The sequence below is a fragment of the Roseiflexus sp. genome, assembly GCF_057785375.1.
On sequence record NZ_JBYNRX010000088.1, the window covers coordinates 12,863 to 31,800 of the forward strand.

At 61.1% G+C, this 18,938-nt stretch carries 16 protein-coding genes and 1 pseudogene; 5 read left to right on the top strand and 12 right to left on the bottom strand.

Annotation, left to right across the window (positions count from 1 at the left end):
* Positions 1 to 116: 116 nt before the first annotated feature.
* From AC3EA7_RS16940 to AC3EA7_RS16980, 9 genes and pseudogenes are all read right to left on the bottom strand, one after another.
* Complete coding sequence (locus AC3EA7_RS16940) at positions 117 to 932, bottom strand: gamma-glutamyl-gamma-aminobutyrate hydrolase family protein (protein ID WP_488615253.1); 816 nt, start codon at positions 930 to 932, stop codon at positions 117 to 119.
* Between the two features lie 103 nt (positions 933 to 1,035).
* The gene (locus AC3EA7_RS16945) at positions 1,036 to 1,278 is read right to left on the bottom strand and encodes a hypothetical protein (protein ID WP_488615254.1); all 243 of its coding nucleotides are present in this window, start codon (positions 1,276 to 1,278) and stop codon (positions 1,036 to 1,038) included.
* A gap of 14 nt (positions 1,279 to 1,292) precedes the next feature.
* On the bottom strand, positions 1,293 to 1,496 hold the full coding sequence (locus AC3EA7_RS16950; protein WP_488615255.1) for a hypothetical protein: 204 nt from the start codon (positions 1,494 to 1,496) through the stop codon (positions 1,293 to 1,295).
* Between the two features lie 181 nt (positions 1,497 to 1,677).
* A complete protein-coding gene (locus tag AC3EA7_RS16955; protein ID WP_488615256.1) occupies positions 1,678 to 2,073 on the bottom strand; it encodes a hypothetical protein in 396 nt (131 codons plus the stop codon).
* A 1,856-nt stretch (positions 2,074 to 3,929) separates the two neighbouring features.
* Positions 3,930 to 4,154: pseudogene (locus AC3EA7_RS16960) on the bottom strand (FHA domain-containing protein); the annotation flags it as partial.
* A 147-nt stretch (positions 4,155 to 4,301) separates the two neighbouring features.
* Positions 4,302 to 5,666 carry a magnesium transporter gene (mgtE, locus tag AC3EA7_RS16965; RefSeq protein ID WP_488615257.1) on the bottom strand — a complete coding sequence of 455 codons (1,365 nt, stop codon included), beginning with the start codon at positions 5,664 to 5,666 and terminating at the stop codon, positions 4,302 to 4,304.
* Positions 5,663 to 6,394 (bottom strand): alpha/beta fold hydrolase, encoded by a 732-nt coding sequence (locus AC3EA7_RS16970; protein ID WP_488615258.1) that lies wholly within the window; start codon positions 6,392 to 6,394, stop codon positions 5,663 to 5,665. The genes mgtE and AC3EA7_RS16970 overlap by 4 nt, the downstream gene beginning before the upstream one ends.
* 743 nt (positions 6,395 to 7,137) lie before the next feature.
* Entirely contained in the window at positions 7,138 to 8,499 is a 1,362-nt protein-coding gene (locus tag AC3EA7_RS16975; RefSeq protein ID WP_488615259.1) for a site-specific DNA-methyltransferase, read from the bottom strand.
* Between the two features lie 166 nt (positions 8,500 to 8,665).
* Positions 8,666 to 9,040, bottom strand: a complete 375-nt coding sequence (locus AC3EA7_RS16980) for a hypothetical protein (protein WP_488615260.1) — start codon at positions 9,038 to 9,040, stop codon at positions 8,666 to 8,668.
* Positions 9,041 to 9,211: 171 nt separating this feature from the next.
* Here AC3EA7_RS16980 and AC3EA7_RS16985 point away from each other — a divergent pair, with 171 nt between their 5' ends.
* On the top strand, positions 9,212 to 10,543 hold the full coding sequence (locus tag AC3EA7_RS16985) for an amylo-alpha-1,6-glucosidase (protein ID WP_488615261.1): 1,332 nt from the start codon (positions 9,212 to 9,214) through the stop codon (positions 10,541 to 10,543).
* 33 nt (positions 10,544 to 10,576) lie between these two features.
* Here AC3EA7_RS16985 and AC3EA7_RS16990 read toward each other — a convergent pair whose 3' ends face one another.
* The 3 genes from AC3EA7_RS16990 to AC3EA7_RS17000 all read right to left on the bottom strand — a co-directional run bounded on the left by AC3EA7_RS16990 (position 10,577) and on the right by AC3EA7_RS17000 (position 14,148).
* A complete protein-coding gene (locus tag AC3EA7_RS16990) occupies positions 10,577 to 11,695 on the bottom strand; it encodes a 6-phosphofructokinase (protein WP_488615262.1) in 1,119 nt (372 codons plus the stop codon).
* 242 nt (positions 11,696 to 11,937) lie between these two features.
* On the bottom strand, positions 11,938 to 12,978 hold the full coding sequence (locus AC3EA7_RS16995) for a tagatose 1,6-diphosphate aldolase (RefSeq protein ID WP_488615263.1): 1,041 nt from the start codon (positions 12,976 to 12,978) through the stop codon (positions 11,938 to 11,940).
* A 12-nt stretch (positions 12,979 to 12,990) separates the two neighbouring features.
* Positions 12,991 to 14,148, bottom strand: coding sequence for a 6-phosphofructokinase (locus AC3EA7_RS17000; RefSeq protein WP_488615264.1), 1,158 nt, complete (start codon positions 14,146 to 14,148; stop codon positions 12,991 to 12,993).
* A 570-nt stretch (positions 14,149 to 14,718) separates the two neighbouring features.
* Between AC3EA7_RS17000 and AC3EA7_RS17005 the strand changes: the two genes are divergently transcribed.
* The 4 genes from AC3EA7_RS17005 to AC3EA7_RS17020 all read left to right on the top strand — a co-directional run bounded on the left by AC3EA7_RS17005 (position 14,719) and on the right by AC3EA7_RS17020 (position 18,855).
* The gene (locus AC3EA7_RS17005) at positions 14,719 to 15,561 is read left to right on the top strand and encodes a DUF4129 domain-containing protein (protein WP_488615265.1); all 843 of its coding nucleotides are present in this window, start codon (positions 14,719 to 14,721) and stop codon (positions 15,559 to 15,561) included.
* A complete protein-coding gene (locus tag AC3EA7_RS17010) occupies positions 15,558 to 16,718 on the top strand; it encodes a DUF4350 domain-containing protein (protein WP_488615266.1) in 1,161 nt (386 codons plus the stop codon). Before AC3EA7_RS17005 ends, AC3EA7_RS17010 begins: the two co-directional genes overlap by 4 nt.
* Before the next feature lie 24 nt (positions 16,719 to 16,742).
* Positions 16,743 to 17,696 carry a hypothetical protein gene (locus AC3EA7_RS17015; RefSeq protein ID WP_488615267.1) on the top strand — a complete coding sequence of 318 codons (954 nt, stop codon included), beginning with the start codon at positions 16,743 to 16,745 and terminating at the stop codon, positions 17,694 to 17,696.
* 211 nt (positions 17,697 to 17,907) lie between these two features.
* Complete coding sequence (locus AC3EA7_RS17020; protein ID WP_488615268.1) at positions 17,908 to 18,855, top strand: AAA family ATPase; 948 nt, start codon at positions 17,908 to 17,910, stop codon at positions 18,853 to 18,855.
* Positions 18,856 to 18,938 lie beyond the last annotated feature (83 nt).

The window sequence follows — 18,938 nt, forward strand, 5'->3', positions numbered from 1 at the left end:
GCCTGCCCCGAACGTGTTCTGGAGGCGGCAGTGTCTGAAGCGGCCTTCTGGCGCGCGGACGGATTGCTTCGCTCACAATGACACTGACCAGTGATCGTTTGGATATACTTGCATGCTTATCCAAAACATCGCTGCCTGAAGTGTGACCAGATTGGCGAAGGCATTGCCTTCGCCAATCTGGTCGTTAGTCCCGCGATGGATGCTGCCTGCGCAACGAAGCCGGTAAACAGGCGCTGCCAGCGCGGCTCGGCGGACTGCCAGAGTTCTTCGGGGTGGCACTGTACGCCGACGATAAACGTATCACCGGCGCTTTCGACCGCTTCGATCACCCCGTCGGGCGCGTATCCAACGACGCGCAAACCGGGCGCCACATCGCGCACTGCCTGATGGTGAAGCGTGTTGACCATGATCGTCGTCGCGCCCAGGTGCTCTGCCAGCCACGAGTCGCGCTCCAGGTTCAGCGGATGCGCCAGGTATGCCCGGTCATTGCGGCGCGACGACTCGCGGTGGTCGAGTGTTCCCGGCAGTTCGGCGTTAATGTCCTGGTAGAGTGTACCGCCAAGTGCAACGTTAAGCAACTGAATGCCACGACAGATTCCGAGCAGGGGTTTGCGATCAGGAGCGGCGCGGCGCGCCAGGTGCAGTTCGACGCGGTCGCGCAGTTCCTCCACTGCGCCGAGAAGCGGATGCGGCGTCTGTCCGTAATGGGCAGGCGCAATGTCGCCGCCGCCACAGAATAATAATCCGTCGCACCGCTGATAGTGTGCGTCGAGCACCTGCTGATCATCGGTCAAATGGATCAGGAGAGGAATGCCGCCAGCCGCTTCCACCGCCGTCAGGTAGGAGTAACCGATGCCGCTGATATGCGAAGCATTCCCGCGCTCGAACAGGGCGCCGACGACGCCGATTATCGGGCGTGTCTGTACACTCATATGGAGCCATCCTCTGAAATTGACATCACTATTCTACTGGAAGAGCGGCAAGCGGAACATGGCGAGAGATGACGGAAAAAGACACTTAATCTCCCCGCACTTCTCAAGCGCGACGGTTCTGCCAGTGGCGGATGAGAGCGCCGGTCACAGCCAGGGCAGCGCCGCATGCAATCCCAAGCGCTATCGCCTGCGATGTGCTCAACAGGATGCGCGTGTCCCCGGAGATGTTCAGGTCACGCGCAATCACCAGCGGAATGGTTGCATCAGCAATGTGTACGGTATCTGCCAGGAGCACGCCGCCGCCGCCGCCTTGCAGTTCCAGATCATGTCCAGCAGCGATAATCATGCTGCCGCTCCTGGTCAGGGTTGCGTCGTGTCCGGCGAACAATGCGCCGGCAAATCCCTGGGAGAGCGCCGTATTTCCTGATGCAGTCCCAAACCCGCCACACTGCTCGTCACCAACGCATCGGCGGTGTGTGCCGCACCGATGAGACCATGGCGCAGTTGTAGATGATGTGTGCGGACAGCGCGCAACAGGGCGACCCATACCTCGCCGCGTGTCATGCAAGCCTCTTTCTGAACAAAACAATGCTGGACATTGTCTTCAGCATAGCAGGTTTGTCAACGCTTCCGCCACTATCTGATGCGACAGACTATCGCACACGCAGATGCCCGTCAGCCGGGGAGCAGCGCTTGCGGCAGGGGGTGCAGCGCTGCGTGCGCTGGCCAGGGTGACGGGCATCTCTTACTGGCGCGACATCACAACATCGCTCTTATATTCGTAAGTATTGGCCAGCGACGTGACGGCGCCTGTCAGTCGATCACCGCCTTCAAATTGAAGATCAAAGGTAACGGGGAATAACACTTCTTCGAGCGGTACCTGCGCATTTGGCGACGGCAGGGGCGCTCCGGGCGGGAGCAGCGTCTCCACCTGCTGGCTCAGGGTGATCTGATACCGATCACCCTGGGCTGTGCACGTTCCGCTGGCTGCCTGATTGCTTCTGCCGACCTCCGTCCATTGCACCTCAGCCGAATCGCCCTCGACGCGCATGGTCAACACCCCCCGTCGTGTTCCCCCGGTCGGAACGTTGGGGTTGGTCGACGAACGCAGCGTCATCGTTGTGTCCCAGACGCCGGTCATCTCCGGCGGGTCATATCGATGTCGGAGAGCGAGTATGTTCCGCCCTCGGAGGCGGTGACCTCGCCGGTCATCCGATTGTCGCCATTGAATTGGAGTTTGAACTCCATCGCCACACTTGTGGCGGACTCTGGGATACTGATGACGTAGCGCCCATCTTGTACAGTGCATGAGCCACTGGCAGTATTGCTGCGCTGGCCGTCTGGGGCGACGGCCTGTACCTGCGCATTGTTGCCATTAATCTGAAACGCAAAGGCGCCTGTTGCCGTATTACCGATCTCATCCTGCCACTCGGGATTATTCGTCTCACGCAGCTTCAGCGTGGCGTCCCATTCGCCGTTCATCTCCGCCGGGCATGCGCCGTGCGTCTCGACGGGCTGCGTCGGCGGCTGCATCGGCGGCTGCGTGGGTTGCCCAACCGCAGGCCCTCCCACAGCAGGCGTGCCGGTGCAGGTGTTCAGATCGAACGAGGTCATGTGGGTCCCGTCATGCTCGCTGAACGGCTCGAACGTGACCGTCTGCCCCGCTTGCAGATTGATGACCTGTGGCGGCTTCACCCACCAGCCGAAGCACGGCACATACCCTGGATCGCTAGGGTTGATCTCGCTCATGAATACATAGTGGACAACCCGGTACGTGCCGGCGGGCAGCCACGTTTTCAGCGGGCGATAGGGCGTGCCGAAGTCATTGCGTGGTCCCAGCGCCAGCAGATTGTCGGCGGGCAACAGGTAGGAGAGATCTGGATCGCTTGGATTCGTCTGTTGAATGCAGACGTTGACATACAGCGCGTGCGGCAGGTTGCGGCACCCGGGATGAGGCAGATCGCCGCGCAGCGATTGATTTTCGATTACGAACCATCCGCCGTTGGCGCGATACCAGGCCTCGAGATCGCTGCCGGTGTAACTGTAGATGCCATAGGGCGAGAAGTGAGTCACCTCGGCGCTGACGGTGCGCGCGGCAGCGTCCACAATGCCGGTGACCGGAACCCAAGCGCCGCTCTGCGGGTCGCGCGTGATCAGCCCCATCACTCGCGCCGGGTCGGTACCGGCGGGGATGGGCAGCGTAATGCGCACCGGCACGGCGAACGTCACCCCTTCGGGCTGGAACTGGTAGAGCGTTCCGCTCAGCGCCATATCCGGCGGCAGGCTGACCGATTGCTGGGGCGCGGGCGCGACCGAGAAGGTCAACGTGCCGGGTGTACCATCAGGGTTCGCCGGCACGGCGCCGTGCGGCACTTCGATCAACGGTCCGCCGTTGGGCATGGTAATGGCGGCGGCCTGCCCGCTGCCGACGGTGGCGCTGCCGGTTTGCACCGGCGGGCGGGCAATGGTTGGCGTTATACTCCCGCCGATGATCGGCAGATTGCCGAGTCCCGGAATGCCGCGCAGTCGATCGCGGAAGACAAAGGCGCCTGCCAGGCTAGACACACACACCAGCGTCAGCAGGAGCACGATCCCCAGCAGGCAGGAGCGACCGCCGCTCCTGGTGCGCGGCGGCGGCGGCGCGTACCCCGGCATGGAACCGGCAGGCGGCGGTTGCGATGGGTATGCTGCTGGTGGTTGCGGCGGGTAGGCGGGTTGAGGCGGCATATGCGCTTGCGGCGGATACGCCGATTGTGGCGGCGGGGAAGCGGGCGGTATTCCCGGTTGCGCCGGATACGGCGTCGCCGATGGCGCAGGCGCAACCGACGGCGGGTAGGAGACCGGCGGATGAGGCGGCTGGGACGCCGGCGGTGGGGCGGCATACGGGTGCGACGAAGCAGCGGGCGGGCTGAGCACCGTCGCATCCTGCTGAGGCGCCGCCTCGAAACGGAACACCTCATCGCCGATGTCGATCAGGTCGCCAGGTTGCAGGACGGCGCGCTGCACGCGCTGACCGTTGACCAGCGTACCGTTGCTGCTGCCGAGGTCGTAGAGGATGAACGCCGCGCCCTCACGACGAATCTGCGCGTGATGGCGCGACGCGCGCGGACTGACAATGGCGATATGATTGTCTGCTGCGCGCCCAATTGTGAGCGGTTGATCGGGCAACGTGAAGGTGTGTCCCGTCAACGGACCGCGAACGCCGGTCAGTCGTGCCGTCATAGTGCATACTCCTGCTCATAGCAACGTAACCCGCTGTTTTTGGAACAGAGACATGCCGGCTCTGCATCTCTGTTTAGATGTTGTTTGTGCACAAAAGAGTGAAGGAATCGCAATGGAAGGAAGGGGCAGGTCTCAGCCCTGCCCGTCTCACAACCCAAGCAGCAGTTTGGCGATCAGGAGGTAAATCGCCAGCCCGCTGGCGTCGACCAGCGTTGTAATCAGTGGCGCTGAAATGAGGGCGGGATCGATACCGAACCGGCGGGCTGCCATCGGCACCATCGCGCCGATGATATTTGCCCAAATGCAGATCGCCATCACCGAGAGCGCCACGGTGATCGCCAGCGATGTCATGGGCACTTCGAGGAACGCGCGCCCAAATGCGATGATTGCCAGCAGAAAGCCGAGGATGATGCCAACCAGCAGTTCGCGCGCCAGCACGCGCCACACATCGCGCAGGCGCACTTCGTTGAGCGCCATTGCGCGAATGAGCGTCGAGACGGTCTGTGCGCCCGTGTTACCGCCGGTGCCAATAAGCAACGGGATGAAGAACGAGAGCGCCACGACCTGCTCCAATTCCGCCTCGAACAGGCGCAGCACATTGGCGGTGATCGAGCCGGCGACAAAGAGGAACAGCAACCAGACAATCCGCCGTCGCACAGATGCCATGACAGGAACCGTAAAATAGGTCTCGTCCGCCTGACCCTGCGCCACGGCGCCGAACTTCAACACGTCCTCTACGCCTTCTTCCACCAGCACGTCCATTACATCATCGACCGTGACCACGCCGAGCATCCGTCCTTCCTCATCGACCACGGGCAACGCGGCAAGGTCGTAGCGCGCCACCATCCGCGCGACTTCTTCCTGGTCGGTTTCGGGACGCACGGCGATCGGGGAGGGGCGCATCAATTCGATGACCGGCCGGTAGAGAGGTTCGACCAGCAACCGCCGCAGGCTGACCGTCCCGATCAGGCGGTCGCGTTTGTCCAGGACGTACAGATACACGATGACAGCGGCATCGTGGACGATGCTGCGCAGGCGCTTCATCGCATCGGCGACCGTGTCGCTCTCGCGCAGTGCAACGAACTGATCGTTGATCAGGCGACCGGCGCTCTGGGGCGGGTAACGCAGCAGTTCACGAACATCGGCGGCTTCCTCTGGCGCCATCGCTGCCAGCAGTTCGTGTTGCCGTTCGGGCACGTCTTCGGTGAGAATGGCGGCAGCGTCGTCGCTGTCGAGTTCTTTCAAAATGTCGGCAGCCTGATCAGCCGGCATCTGGCTGATCAGGTCGCGCGCCGTGTCGATGCTGGCTTCGTCGAGCACATCGGCAGCCTGCGAAAGTTCGAGCAGGCTGAAGACGCGCTGTTGATCCTGATCGTCGAGGCGTTCGATAATGTCTGCCAGGTCGGGAGGGTAGATGCGCGCCACCAGATCGCGGAGGATTGCGATGTCCTCACGTTCGAGGGCGGCGCGCACCTGCTGTTCGAGCAGGTCCAGGTCGAGCGGGGCGGTCATGCGGTGCGCTCCTGCTGCTCAAGCCAGGGCGCCAGCACCTCGATCAATGCATCAGCGTGGTTGGGCAACAGGTTGGCGCTGCTTCCTCTCACGATCACCGGTGTGCCATTGCCGAGCATCCGCGCAATCTCGCGCGCCTGACGCAGGGTTGGCATCGGATCGTGATCCCCGGCGACCACCAGCACAGGCGCTGTGATCGAGCGCAATCGTGTGCGATAATCGGTTTTCTGGAGCAGACGCTGGCATGCCTGAGCATCGTGGTCGCCCGCATGGGCGTGACGGTGGAAAGCGGCGCTCCAACCATCACGCAGGCGCGTGCCGAGTGATCGGCGCTCTGATGGCGGTATCACCGGCGGTGAAATCAGCACGAGTCCACACACACACGCTGGTTGTTCGGCAGCGAGGTACGCTGCGATCGCCGCTCCGCCCGCGTGACCGATCACGAAGGTCCGACTGATTCCGAGCAGGTCGAGCAGATCGCTGACATCGGCTGCCATGCGCTCGATGCTATCGGCAAGCGGCAGCCGGCGGCTCCGCCCATGCCCGCGCAGGTCGGGCACAATCGTCTGATACCGGCTGGCGAGTTTGCCAGCGAGTGGTTGAAACTCCTCACCGCTGGCGCCAAAGCCATGAATGAACAACAGCGGAGACCCGCTGCCGCTGGTTGCGCAGGAGAGCGCGGATGCGCGCCGGGTTGCAGGAATGGCGCGCAGAGAAAGCGCAGTCATGGCAGTCCTCCGTTGACAGAATTGCTGGCAGATTGTCAACCGAACGTGCGGCTTCAACGGCATGCCCGTTGATGCACTCGAGACGCTGCCGACATCAGGAGGACCTGGAGCGTAAGGTGATACGCTCAAAAAAGCCCCCACAGCCTCGTGCTGCGGGGGCGCGTGATTACAGAGGGGCGTAGCCGCTAGAAGCGACCGCCTGCGCTGCATTCCCCCGCAGCGTATGAGGTGACTGGCGCGCAGTCATCGTGGTGCTGCCGCGCACGACTATGACTAGAGTTCGCGTCCATATCCCTTCATCAAAATACTCTCTCGAAGGAGCCTGGAAAGGAAATCGTTTTGTTGTTTCCCGACAGCACGCTTGCACCTGTCACTGGTGCAGCGCTTTTGTTGCTGTGGATTGTGTCATTACCGTTTATCCTCACTGTGGACTTTGAACGATAAACAGCAACGTTGTTTTTTTCCAGGCGTTGTCTCTGGCGAGAGAGCATAACCAATACACCGGACATGCCGGCTTGAAAAAGTATACACTGTCATCCAGGGGTCGTCAAGCGACATTTTGACAACTGGTGCAGACATCATGCGCCCGGAACTATCGCGTCTCCGGCAGACCACGCCTGCGTGGGCCAGGACCCTTGTACAACCGACATTTAGAGCCTATCCGAAAAATCGCTGACTGAAGTGCGACCGGCTAGGCGAAGGCAATGCCTTCGCCTAGCCAACGAGCTTTTTCGGATAGACTCTTAGTGGATTGTCATAACTGTGAACGCCTCACCGCCGGCCACATCGACGATTTTGAGCGCCAGGGATGCGCCGATGTTCACTCGCGGCATGGTATATGCTCCACGCACCAGCATAGTACGACGCAATGGCGCGTCTGCGATGGCAGGGCGGAAAATGACGCCGTCATACATGGGATCGATCAGGACTTCATCGATGATGCTGCGCCAGTCGAGCAGCGTGGGGGAGGCGGCGGCAAGCGCGGGACCGGTGTACTCTTCGATGGTGATCGTCACCTGATCATCGCAATGCGTTACTCGAACATGCGCCCCACCCTGTGGTGCAGGCGCGGCATCGCCAATCCGCCATACCGAGAACCCGGCGGATGGCGGCGTATGTTCCAGAACTGCGCGGTGCAGACGGCGGGAGGCGACCTGGATGGCGCCAGGGTTCACATCACAGGCGATCCAGCGCCGTCCCAGATGCTGCGCCGCTACTGCCGTCGTTCCCGACCCGGCGAAGCAGTCGAGCACCAGGTCGCCTGGTCGAGATGAGGCGCGAATGATACGTTCGAGCAGCGTCAGCGGTTTCGCGGTTGGGTAGCCAAGATCACGTATCAGCGCAGCATCGATGGGGATCGTCCAGACATCATATGCGCCGATGCCCGGTTTGCGCAGATAGGTCTTGACGCGCTCGCCGCGCGGATTGACATTCCAGTAGTAGCGTCCGCGTTCATCTTCCTGGCGGAAGCGGGCCAGCTGGCGGCGGGTGTAGGGGATGAGCGCCGCGTCGTAGTTGAACGTCCAGCGGTCGCCGCGGGCGTAGAGCAGGATAGTGTCGTGCTTGCGGTTGAACTGGCGTTCGCCGTCGCCGCCGCGCGGGTAGAACCAGATGATCTCGTTGAGCATCCGTTCGGCGCCGAAGACTTCGTCCATCAGGCAACGGAGGTGGTGCGCCTTGCGAAAATCGCAATGCAGGTAGATGCAGCCATCGTCGGCGAGCAGGTCGCGCAGCGCAATCAGCCGTTCGTACATGAACTGGAGGTAGGCGTCGTCATCCCAGGTATCACGGTATTCGACCTCAGCAGCCGGAATGAGGCGCGCCGGACCGGGACCGCGCAGGCGGACGCGCCGCGTGCGATCAATGCCCGAACCGAACGGTGGGTCGATGTAGATCAGGTTGATCCGCTGCCGATAGCCATGGGCGAGCAGCCATGTCAGTGCCGCAAGGTTTTCGCCGTGCAGCAGAAGGTGATCGCCGGCGCCGCAGCGTTCGACCTCGATGGCGGAGGGCGCTGTGAGCGGCGGCGGCGGTTGCTTCCCGTTCCACGTCAGCAGCGCCCGACCGACCGGCGGCGACAGATGAATGACAGGTGTTGCACCCATAGTTCAAAGAAATCCGCTCCAGTCTTTGGCGGCAGGCGTTGGCTGAGCCTGTCGAAGCCAACGCCCATTGTGCAGCGACGGACATCGGCAGCAGGCGTTGGCTGAGCCTGTCGAAGCCAACGCCCATTGTCCAGCGATGGACAGATCGAGCATTGTGCGCACTGCGCTAGAGTCGCGCCATTTCGACCGCGCGCAGAACGAAGACGCACACGCACAAGCACGCAAACGCATAGATCAGCCCCTGCGACCGCGCCTCACGGTTGCGTGCCGACGAATGGGCAATGGGGATCGTCAATAGCGCGATGACCCCATAGAGGATGTGCATCTCGGTGCGAATCGGGCGCAGTCCTTGCACCAGCATGATCACGCCGAGGATGCCCTCTGCCAGAATCAACAGCAGGCCGATTGCCATCCCGCTGAGGAGCCACTGCCCGACCGGGCGGTGCAGCAACCCGAGTATCAGCGCCCAAATCCCCAGAAGCCCAAAGACCAGAAGAATTGTAAAGAGCAGATTGGCGTGCAGGCGTAGAATATATTCCATAGCGTCTGGATTGTATCGCACTTGAGTGCAGCAAGCAATGCCAGGGCAAGTGGAAACGCGCGCCAGGACGCAGAGATGCGCAGCAGGAGCGCAGGCAGTTTCGCACTGCTCCTTCCGATGCAATCCAATGTCGATGTGAAGGCGGATTCTGAGACATCAGGAACGATATCTATGCCATCTCACTTGATCGATGAAGCGCGCAAGCGCGCACTGGAAGTGTTGCATCGTTGTCGGACGCCGGTCGGATTTCGGGCCTCGGCGCTTGCAGCAGGATACCCTCAAATATGGGCGCGCGACAATGGCATCATGATGTTAGGTGCGATCGTCAGTAGCGATCCCGATCTCATCAGGTGCAGTCGTGCAGCGCTCGCAACGCTTGGCGCAGCGCAATCACGACGCGGACTCATCCCGCTCAATATCAATCCCGACACGGGTTACATCAGCACCGAGAATGCCGGCGCCGCCGACTCAAACCTCTGGTTCATTCTCGGGCACTACCTCCATTATTGCGCTACTGGCGACTCGGCATTTGTGCGGGCGCAGTGGCGTGCAATCGACAAAGCCATGGCGTGGCTCGAGTACCAGGATATGAACGAGTGCGGCCTGATCGAAATCCCCGAAGCGGGCAACTGGATGGACCTGCTGGCAGTACGTTACAACACGCTCTATGACAATGTCTTGTACTATGCCGCAGCGCTGGCGCACGAGCAACTGCGCGCGCTCGTGGAACCGCAGATCACGGCGCATCGGTTGACCATTGGACCGGCAGGCATTCACGAGCGGATCAACCTGCTTTTCTGGATCGACCGTTGCTGGGTGGCGGAACATTTTGCTGAACACCTGGAACGCCTGAAGGCGATGCGACTCGAATGGTTCATGCTCTACCACAATATCGGTATGATCTCCAGCCGACCGTTCTACTTGCCGTGGGTGGCGTTTCGCGAGTTTGGCGACTGGTGTGATAGCCTCGCCAATGTGCTCGCCATTCTGACCGGTGTTGCCGATGGGCATCGCACCGAGCATATCCTGCGCTTCATGTACCAAGTTGGCATGGCGGAACCATATCCGACCAAAGCCATTCATCCGCCGATCTATCCGGGCGAAGCGAACTGGCGCGAATACTATCGCAGTCGCACGCTCAATCTCCCGCACCAGTATCACAATGGCGGCATCTGGCCCATGATCGGCGGCTTTCATGTAGCGGCGTTGATGCAGCACCGCTGGTGGAATCAGGCGGAGCGTCTGTTGCTGGCGCTGGCCGAGTGTCTGCGGCAGGGATTGCACGATGACTGGGAATTTAATGAGTGGATGCATGGCGAAAGTGGTCATCCGATGGGATACGCGCAGCAGGGATGGTCGGCAGCGATGTACCTGTACGCCGAGCATGTCGTGCGCACCGGGAACATGCCGCTCTTCGATCATCTGCGAGCAGCCAAGCCAGCGTCAGCGGTAGCGGCAGAAGTCAATGACGCCTTTGTTCGCCCCGGCGGGGGACCGGTATAACTGCCATATGCAGCGTCGTTGCCGATGGCGATTTCAATCGCCGAACACAATGCCCAGGTCGCGCGCCGTCAGCATAGTATCCGAGTCGAGCGGAACGGTCTTCATGCGGCTGGTGGCCTCTTCCAGCGGCACATACCGCACGGTTGGCGGGTCGAGTGCAACCATAACGCCGGACTGTCCTTCTTCCAGCGCACGCACGGCGGCAGCGCCGAAACGGAGCGCCAGCAAGCGGTCGAAGGTGGTTGGCGTGCCGCCGCGCAGCAAGTGCCCGAGCACCACCACGCGCGTCTCCTTGCCGGTCAATGCCTCGATTTCACGCGCCACGCGTTCGCCGATGCCTCCCAATCGTTCGGCGCGCCCGGCCTCCTTTGGCGCAATCAACGAGACGCTCCCCTCAATCGGGCATGCGCCTTCGGCGACGACGACAATCGAGTAGGGCCGTCCTTCGGCTTCACGGTTCTTGATCTTGGCCACGACTTTGTGGATGTCGTATGGGATTTCGGGAATGAGAATGACATTCGCCGTACCGGAGACGCCGGCATTGAGCGCAATCCAGCCGGCGTAGCGCCCCATCACCTCGACCACCATCACCCGCTGGTGCGCTTCGGCAGTGGTGTGCAGGCGATCGATCGCTTCCGTGGCAAAGGCGACCGCCGTATCGAATCCGAAGGTTGCTACCGTCCCGTCCAGATCATTATCGATGGTTTTGGGGACGCCGATCACGCGCACCCCTTTACGCGCCAGCGCCGCCGCAATTTCCATCGAGCCGTCGCCGCCGACCGATATCAGGGCATCGATGCCATACACGGCCAATCCGTTGACAATCTCGTCGGTGCGATCACGCTCAATCACCGTGCCATCGGGCAATTGCGTCGGGTAGCGCAGCGGATTGCCGCGGTTGGTCGTGCCGATAATCGTGCCGCCAAGCGGCGTAATGCCGCGCACAAGGTCGCGCGTGAGCAGAATAACACCGCCGTGCGGATAGCTTTTTGGCGAGAGAATGCCGCTGAAGCCATCACGAATACCGTAGCATTCCCATTTGCGGTGGAGCGAACCCAATACGACCGCGCGAATGACAGCGTTCAGTCCAGGTGCATCACCACCACCAGTACAGATGGCGATGCGCAGGCGTGATGCGGTATCGATCGTCATAGCGCGTGTTCCTCTCTTCTCATAGAACCGCTATTGCCGGCAGCCAGAGCAGCATCCGGTTCGGCAGGCGACCAGACGCTCTCGCTTGCTATGATACAACAGTATCCGGAATCTGATGTCTCGTTCAAAAATACGACGCGCTGTCGCGGCTGAAACGCGACAGCGCGCAGACCATCGTGCGGGGTCATTGCACACTGATAGGGACGGGAGATTCCCGTCCCTCTTTCCCGGGAGTTTCAGAATCAGACCGGCAGATCAACGACGTTGATCGCATCCTTGCCGCCGTACATATCCCACCAGGGTTTAGCGCCCTTGTCGAGCACTTCGTTCAATGCCGTGATATTCTGCACGCCGCGGTCGTTGAGCCAGGCTTCGAGGGCGTCATACCCTTCGCGCGCATAGACCGGAATGCCGTCCTGCCAGGTAGCGCGCCCGCACAGCACGCCGGCAAAGCGCGAACCGGCTTCGGCAGCCATCTCGAGCGACTCGCGGAACACCTCATCCGTCACGCCCGCGCTCAGGTAGATGAACGGCTTGGTGGCGGCATCCGACGCTTCGCGGAACAGTTTCAGCGCTTCCTGGCGGGTATATGCTTCCTGACCGCCGAACGCCTTCGTGCCCGATACGAACTTCATGTTGACCGGCACCTCGACCTTCAGCACATCGACGCCATACTGCGGCTTGGAAAGCTCCTCCATATACGCCGCGACGTACTTCGGCTTCACTTTGGCAAATTCGAAGCTCTTCTCATCGCCAATGTTGTCGTCATACGCCAGCGGTTCGAGGAAGAACGGCACATCGAGACCTTTGCACTCAGCGCCGACGCGCTCGAGGAAGGCATGCTTGCGCGCCAGAATATCCGGGTCATCAAAGGGGTTGTAGTAGATCAGGATTTTGATTGCGTCGGCGCCCGACTGGATCAGGCTGTACACGCTCCAGTTGTCGAGCAGGTCGGGCAAGCGCCCCTTGATGGTTGCATCGTACCCGGTTTTCTCATACGACATGAGGACGCCGGCGTTGGGCGCCTTGTGCTGAAGTGCGGGCAGACCGTACTCCGGGTCCATCAGGATCGCCGAAGCGTGCCTGGTCAACACTTTCGTGACCGCCGTTTTGAACAGCGTCAGGTCCTCGCTGGTTGCTGTTCCACCTTCGCCGCGCGCTTTGGCGATCGCCTTCTTGAGCGAACCGCGCTGATCCATCGCTGCTGCTGCAATCACGCCGCGTTCATTGGCACATGCGTTGATGCCATTGAACTTGCCGCGTGTCATCGTGACCGTGGCCATTGTCAACCTCCTTCAGTACAGGAACATCGGCTTGCCGAGCGGGTGTTTGACCCGCGGCTGGTAGTTCTCCGCGTCGTACAATTCTTCGACATCGACCCGCTTGACCCCCTGGACGCAGGTATCAACGGGAACAGTGGTATACTGACCGTTCTGCAGCGCCACCATGCGACCGCTGTGCCCCTGGAGCAACTGATCGACGGCAAGGTTGCCATAGCACATCGCCACCATCCGGTCGAGCGAGTCGGGAGCGCCGGCGCGCATCAGGTACGACAGTTGCTGGTGAACGATGTCGATGCCAGTGATCTTTTTGATCGCTTCACCGGTGATCATACCGATGCCGCCGAGTTTCCGGTGCCCGTAGGCGTCTTCCTGCCCATACTCGATGACCTGCCCGCCGATCATCGAAGCGCCTTCCGAGATCACACAGATAGAATAGTTACTCGGATTGCGCCGACGATCTTCGACCAGGAAGCGCGCCAGTTTTTCGACATCGAACGGGACTTCGGAGATGACGGCGCGATCGACGTCCGCCAGGTACGCCGAAATGAGCGCCGTTTCACCCGAGTTGCGCCCGAACAGTTCGATGACTGCGATCCGCTCGTGCGACCCGGTTGGTGTGCGGAGGGCGTTGAGAAAATCGACGCTGCGCGTGACCGCCGTCGAGAAACCGATGCAGTAATCGGTGCCGAACACGTCGTTGTCCATCGTCTTGGGAATGGCGACGACCCGCACTCCCTCGCGGTGCATGCGCACCGCATAGGAGAGAGTGTCATCGCCGCCAATCGGCACCAGGGTATCGATACCGAGGTGTTCGAGCACGCGCAACACGTGCGGCGTGCAGTCGGCGGTCTTCTTTTCGCCGGTGAATTCGAATTTGCCCTTGAGAAACTCGGGCATATCCCTCTCACGCACCTTCTGCGGGTTCGTCCGCGATGTATGCAGATGCGTTCCACCATACCGGTCGATTGTGCGAACATCCGCTTTTGTGAGAGGTTGCACCCATTCCGATGCACTCTCCGGGTCATCAAGATTGTAGCAGAGCAATCCGGCCCAGCCGCGTCGAATGCCAATCACCTCGATCCCGGCGTCATTGGCACGATTGACAACAGCCTTGATACAGGGGTTCAAGCCGGGAACATCACCACCGCCAGTCAGAATTCCGATCCGCATAATTCCTGTCTCCTCACTAAACTGAGCGATGCCAGAGCCTTTTGAGCGTCGTGCTCATATGGTGCGCGAGCCATTCCGCTGCACATATGCATCTGCGCGGAGATATCGCTCAGGATGCACCCACAGTATGGCGCTTCGCCTGGCGCTTTCACGGCCAGGTCCGACAGCGTGACCGATGACCAAGAGCAGGCGCCTGTGATGATTGCACTGAGACATGCGGTACGCGCCGCTGCGGTGTACGGCGACGCCACTGCCCACAAATCGGGCGGATCATGCCCTAGTTATGTGGTACGCGATACACCGCCATTGTATACACGTTTTAACTTTGCCACGGTTATGGGGTTCCAAACCGCGCGTAAATATCTCGCAACCTTTGCCCATGTGCATACGCTGCTGCTATAATAGCATAGGCGCTGAGACGGAGAATTGCATGCAGTGATATTATACATGCGCTGGCAAGGCATGCGTCTACTGTCCTCTTGTATAGTATGTGCGGCGTTGTGCTGCCTTCTGGTCGCTTCCGTCGCTGCCCAACATACTATCCCCGATACAGCGGCGTATGAATCATGGTTGCGCGAAGCATTCACGGCTGCGCAACGTCGTGATCGTATTGGTCTCGAAGAAGCGGCGGATCGCCTGATAGCGGCGACGTCGGTGCGCCTGCCCGATGGAATGGTTGTCCCGGTGGATAATGTCTGGTTGCAGGAGGCTCTCGCGTCGCCGTCTCCTGATTTTCCGCTGATCACAGCGCGCCTTGGCGCCCTGATCGATGCGTCGGCGCTGCCGCCGTCATCGGCGCCCGCCGATGCGCTCGAACGACTGGATCGCCTGTTGTCGTCGCCACCGGTTGATCGCTCAGAGCCTGAAACGTCACAGTGGTTGATTGATTTCTTCGACTGGCTGGCACAGTTGCTTGAAACCGTTCTGCGCCCGATTGAAGCCGTTCCACCGGACGCAGCCAACGTGGTCGCCTGGATGGTCATGCTGATCGGTGCGGCGCTGTTGCTGGCGGTCATTCTGTATCTGCTGGTCAATCTGCGGCGCGGCATGGTGCACGATGCGCGGATCGCTGCAAACGGCGACGATCCTGCGCCGACCGCCTCCGAGGCGTTCGATCAGGCCGGCGCCCTGGCGCGCGACGGCGATTACCGCGCTGCGGTGCGTAGTCTTTACCTCTCGGCGCTCCTCTGGCTCGATGAACAGGACCTGTTGCGCTATGACCGCGCGCTGACGAACCGCGAGTATCTGGAGCGGGCGCAGCGCAATCCGGCATTGCTGGCGCGCCTGACGCCGGTGATCGAAACGTTCGATCTGGTCTGGTACGGTCATGCGCCGATCGATGAATCGGCGTTCGTGGCATATCGCCGGCAGATCGAAGCGCTGCGGCGCGATATAGGGGCGCAGCGCGTATGACACGGGTTCGTGATCTGCTGATTATTGTCGGTCTCTTCGGCGTTCTCATCGCCTTTGTCGTCGTCGGTCCGGGAGGTGCGCCACCGCAGGATCCGAATCTTCCCAGCACCTACTCCAGTGCGCCAAACGGGGCGCGCGTGCTCTACGAGTGGGCGCGCGCAATGGGGTATGATGCACGCCGTCTCGAATATCGCCCGTTCGAGGTCACCGATGACGATGCAGTGCTGGTGATGCTCAGCCCGAGCGAAACGGTTAGCCGCGCTCACGCCCGTGACATTCTGGCATGGGTCGAGCGCGGCGGGACGCTGATATTTGCGGACGATGCGCCAACCGTGCTCAGCGCGTCGGATGCGCTGCTCGATGCGTTGCAGATGCGGATCACCGTGCTCACCGGGACGCAGGTCATCGAGCGTGCACCGGTGTTGCAACCGGTGTTCGATCAACCGCCGGTGCGCGAGATCTCGGTTCGCACCCGGCGCACGCTTACGCCGCAGCGCAACGATTATGCGCCCTTGTTCGGCGCTTCTGGCCAGGTTCTCATCGCAGGCATACGGATCGGCAATGGATACGTGTACGTCAGCGCAACCGCCCGCCCCTTCACCAACAGCGGGCTGCGCGACCGGCAACATGCGGCGCTGGTGCTGAACATGCTGCGGCATGCGCCGCCGAGAGGTCGTATTCTATTCGATGAATATCATCACGGGCTTGTGGCGCCCTCCTCGCCGACCGATGGATTGCTCAACACGCCGGGGGGATGGGCGGGAGTGTATGTTGCCACGATCACGGCGCTCTTCCTGTTGCTGGGCGGGCGACGCTTCGGGCGCGCCGTGCCGCTCAGGGAAGAGACGGCGCGCCGTAGCAGCGCCGAGTACCTCGACAGCATGGCGGATCTGTATCAGCGCGGCGGTAAGCGCCGGTATATGCAGCAGCACTTTTACGCCGATTTCAAGCGCCGGCTGGCGAAGCCATATGGCGTCAACCCGCAACTTGACGATCGTGAATTCGTCTATCAGATGGCGCGGGCGCGCTCCATCGACGAAACGGCCCTGCTGGCGCTGCTGGCGCAACTTCGTGCAACACCGTCGTCCGATGCCGATCTGTTGCGCGTCGTTGCTGCAGCAGACGCATTTATTGACGCGCAGATTCGTGAACGGTGACGGCGCCGGAGCGTGAGGGTGATTATGAAACTCAACATTGCCGGACGTTTACAACCAACGCTCGATCTGCTCGATGAAGGGTGCGCCCTCTACCGCCGCCACTTTACCAGTTTTGTGGTGATCGGGCTGGCGTGGCTGACGCCGATTGCGATTGCGATTGGCCTGCTTGTGGCCAACGCCGAATGGATTGGCGAGAACTGGCTCGTGGTCATCGCCCTGGCGGGTTTGTTGCTGGCGCCGCTGCTGCTGCTCTACCTGATCGGCGGGCTGTCGCGCGCCGCAATAGCCGCTCTCGACGGTCGCACGATCAATCTGCGCGAGGTATTGGCCATTCATCCTCTTGGCGTAGCGAAAGCCGGGTGTTTTACGATCATCTACGGATTTATCATGCAGGTCGCCTCGTCTGCGGTGAGTCTTCTCTGCATCTGCCCGATCTATGTCATGGGATTGAGCGCATCGGTGCTGTTTGCGGCTGTCGACTCGGATAGCCCCGCTGGCATCGCAGCGCTGGTCGTATTTGGTTTGCTGATCACCGGAATGTATGTGCTGGGGTTCATCATCGGTGGCATCAGTTACAGCAGCATGTTCTACGCGCTCCAGCCGTGGCTCGTCGAACGATTGCGTTTTGGCGAAGCGCTGGAGCGCAGCGTCGATCTGATCATCTTCCGCTTTCGCAGCAATCTGGTCGCCTGGGGATTGAGCGCGCTCGTCGTCTTCGCAGTTGGCGCGTCGGTCAGTCTGGCGGTTGGGGTGTTCATTCCGCTCCCGGCGCTGCTGCTGCTCGGCTCAGGGTCGACGATTGCACAGGCGATTGCTGGCATTGCGTGGTTGCTCGGTCTGGCGCTGGTGCTGCCGCCGTGGTTCATCTGGATGACGTTGCTCTACCGGCGCAATCTGGCAGCGCGCAGCGGCGACGGCCTGGCGCAACGGGTCGAGGCGTGGGCGGGGCAGGTGCGAACATTGAATGTTGAATGTTGAACATTGAACGTCCCCGACCCTTGAGGTCTTCGCCGACGACTCTGTGTTGCGATGGAACGTCACCTGCGAAACAGCCTCCGCCTGCGGAAAGGACGAGGCGCGACCTCAAGGGTCTTGGCGGAGTGAACGTGAGGGTTGCAGACGAGCAGGTTACATGTAGGGGCGTGACGCCGCCGCGCCCACGGGTGCGTTGAACGCAGTGAGAGCAAAAATGATAACACATGATGCCGCCACAACACTCCGCGCTGAAGCGGCGAAAGTGATCGTCGGGCAGGACGAACCGTTGACGCAGATCATCATTGCGTTGTTCTGCGGCGGTCATGTGTTGCTCGAAGGCGTGCCCGGCACCGCAAAAACGCTGATGGCAAAGACGCTGGCGATGCTGACCGATGCATCATTCAAGCGTGTGCAGTTCACCCCGGACCTCATGCCATCCGATGTGATCGGCACGCAAGTGTTCGAGATGGGCACAGGTCAGTTTCGTCTGCACAAAGGACCGGTGTTCACCAACATTCTGCTCGGCGACGAGATCAACCGCGCGCCGGCCAAGACGCAGAGCGCGCTGCTCGAAGCCATGGAGGAGCGCCAGGTTACAATTGAAGGGCAACGGCTGCCGTTGCCTGACCCGTTCTTCGTCCTTGCGACCCAGAATCCCGTCGAGTACGAAGGCGCCTATCCGCTGCCGGAGGCGCAACTCGACCGCTTTCTGTTCAAGGTGATCATCGACTATGCGCCGCAGGAGGTCGAGATGGAGGTGCTGCGGCGCTACCACGCCGGTTTCGACGCTCACCGCCTGGACAATGTCGGGCTGCGTCCGGTAGTGAACAGTGCGTTGCTGGCGCAGTGTCGCGCCGAGATCCAGCAGGTGCAGGTGGACGACGGTATTCTGAAGTATATCACCGACATTGCCCAGGCGAGTCGCAAGAGCCTCGACCTGCTGCTCGGCGGCAGTCCGCGCGCCTCGATCAGCCTGCTCCTCGCTGCCAAGGTCTGGGCTGCCATGCAAAACCGCGCGTATGTGATCCCCGATGATGTCAAGTTTCTGGTGCGACCGGTCTATCGCCATCGCATCATTCTCAAGCCGGATGCCGAGGTCGAGGGATTGACGCCCGATACCGCAATAGCGCGAATCCTGGCGCGGGTCGATGTGCCGAGGTGAGGGGTGAGGGGTGAGGGGTGAGGGGTGAGGGGTGAGAGGGGAGAGGTGAGAGGTGAGAGGTGAGAGGTGAGGGGTGAGGGGTG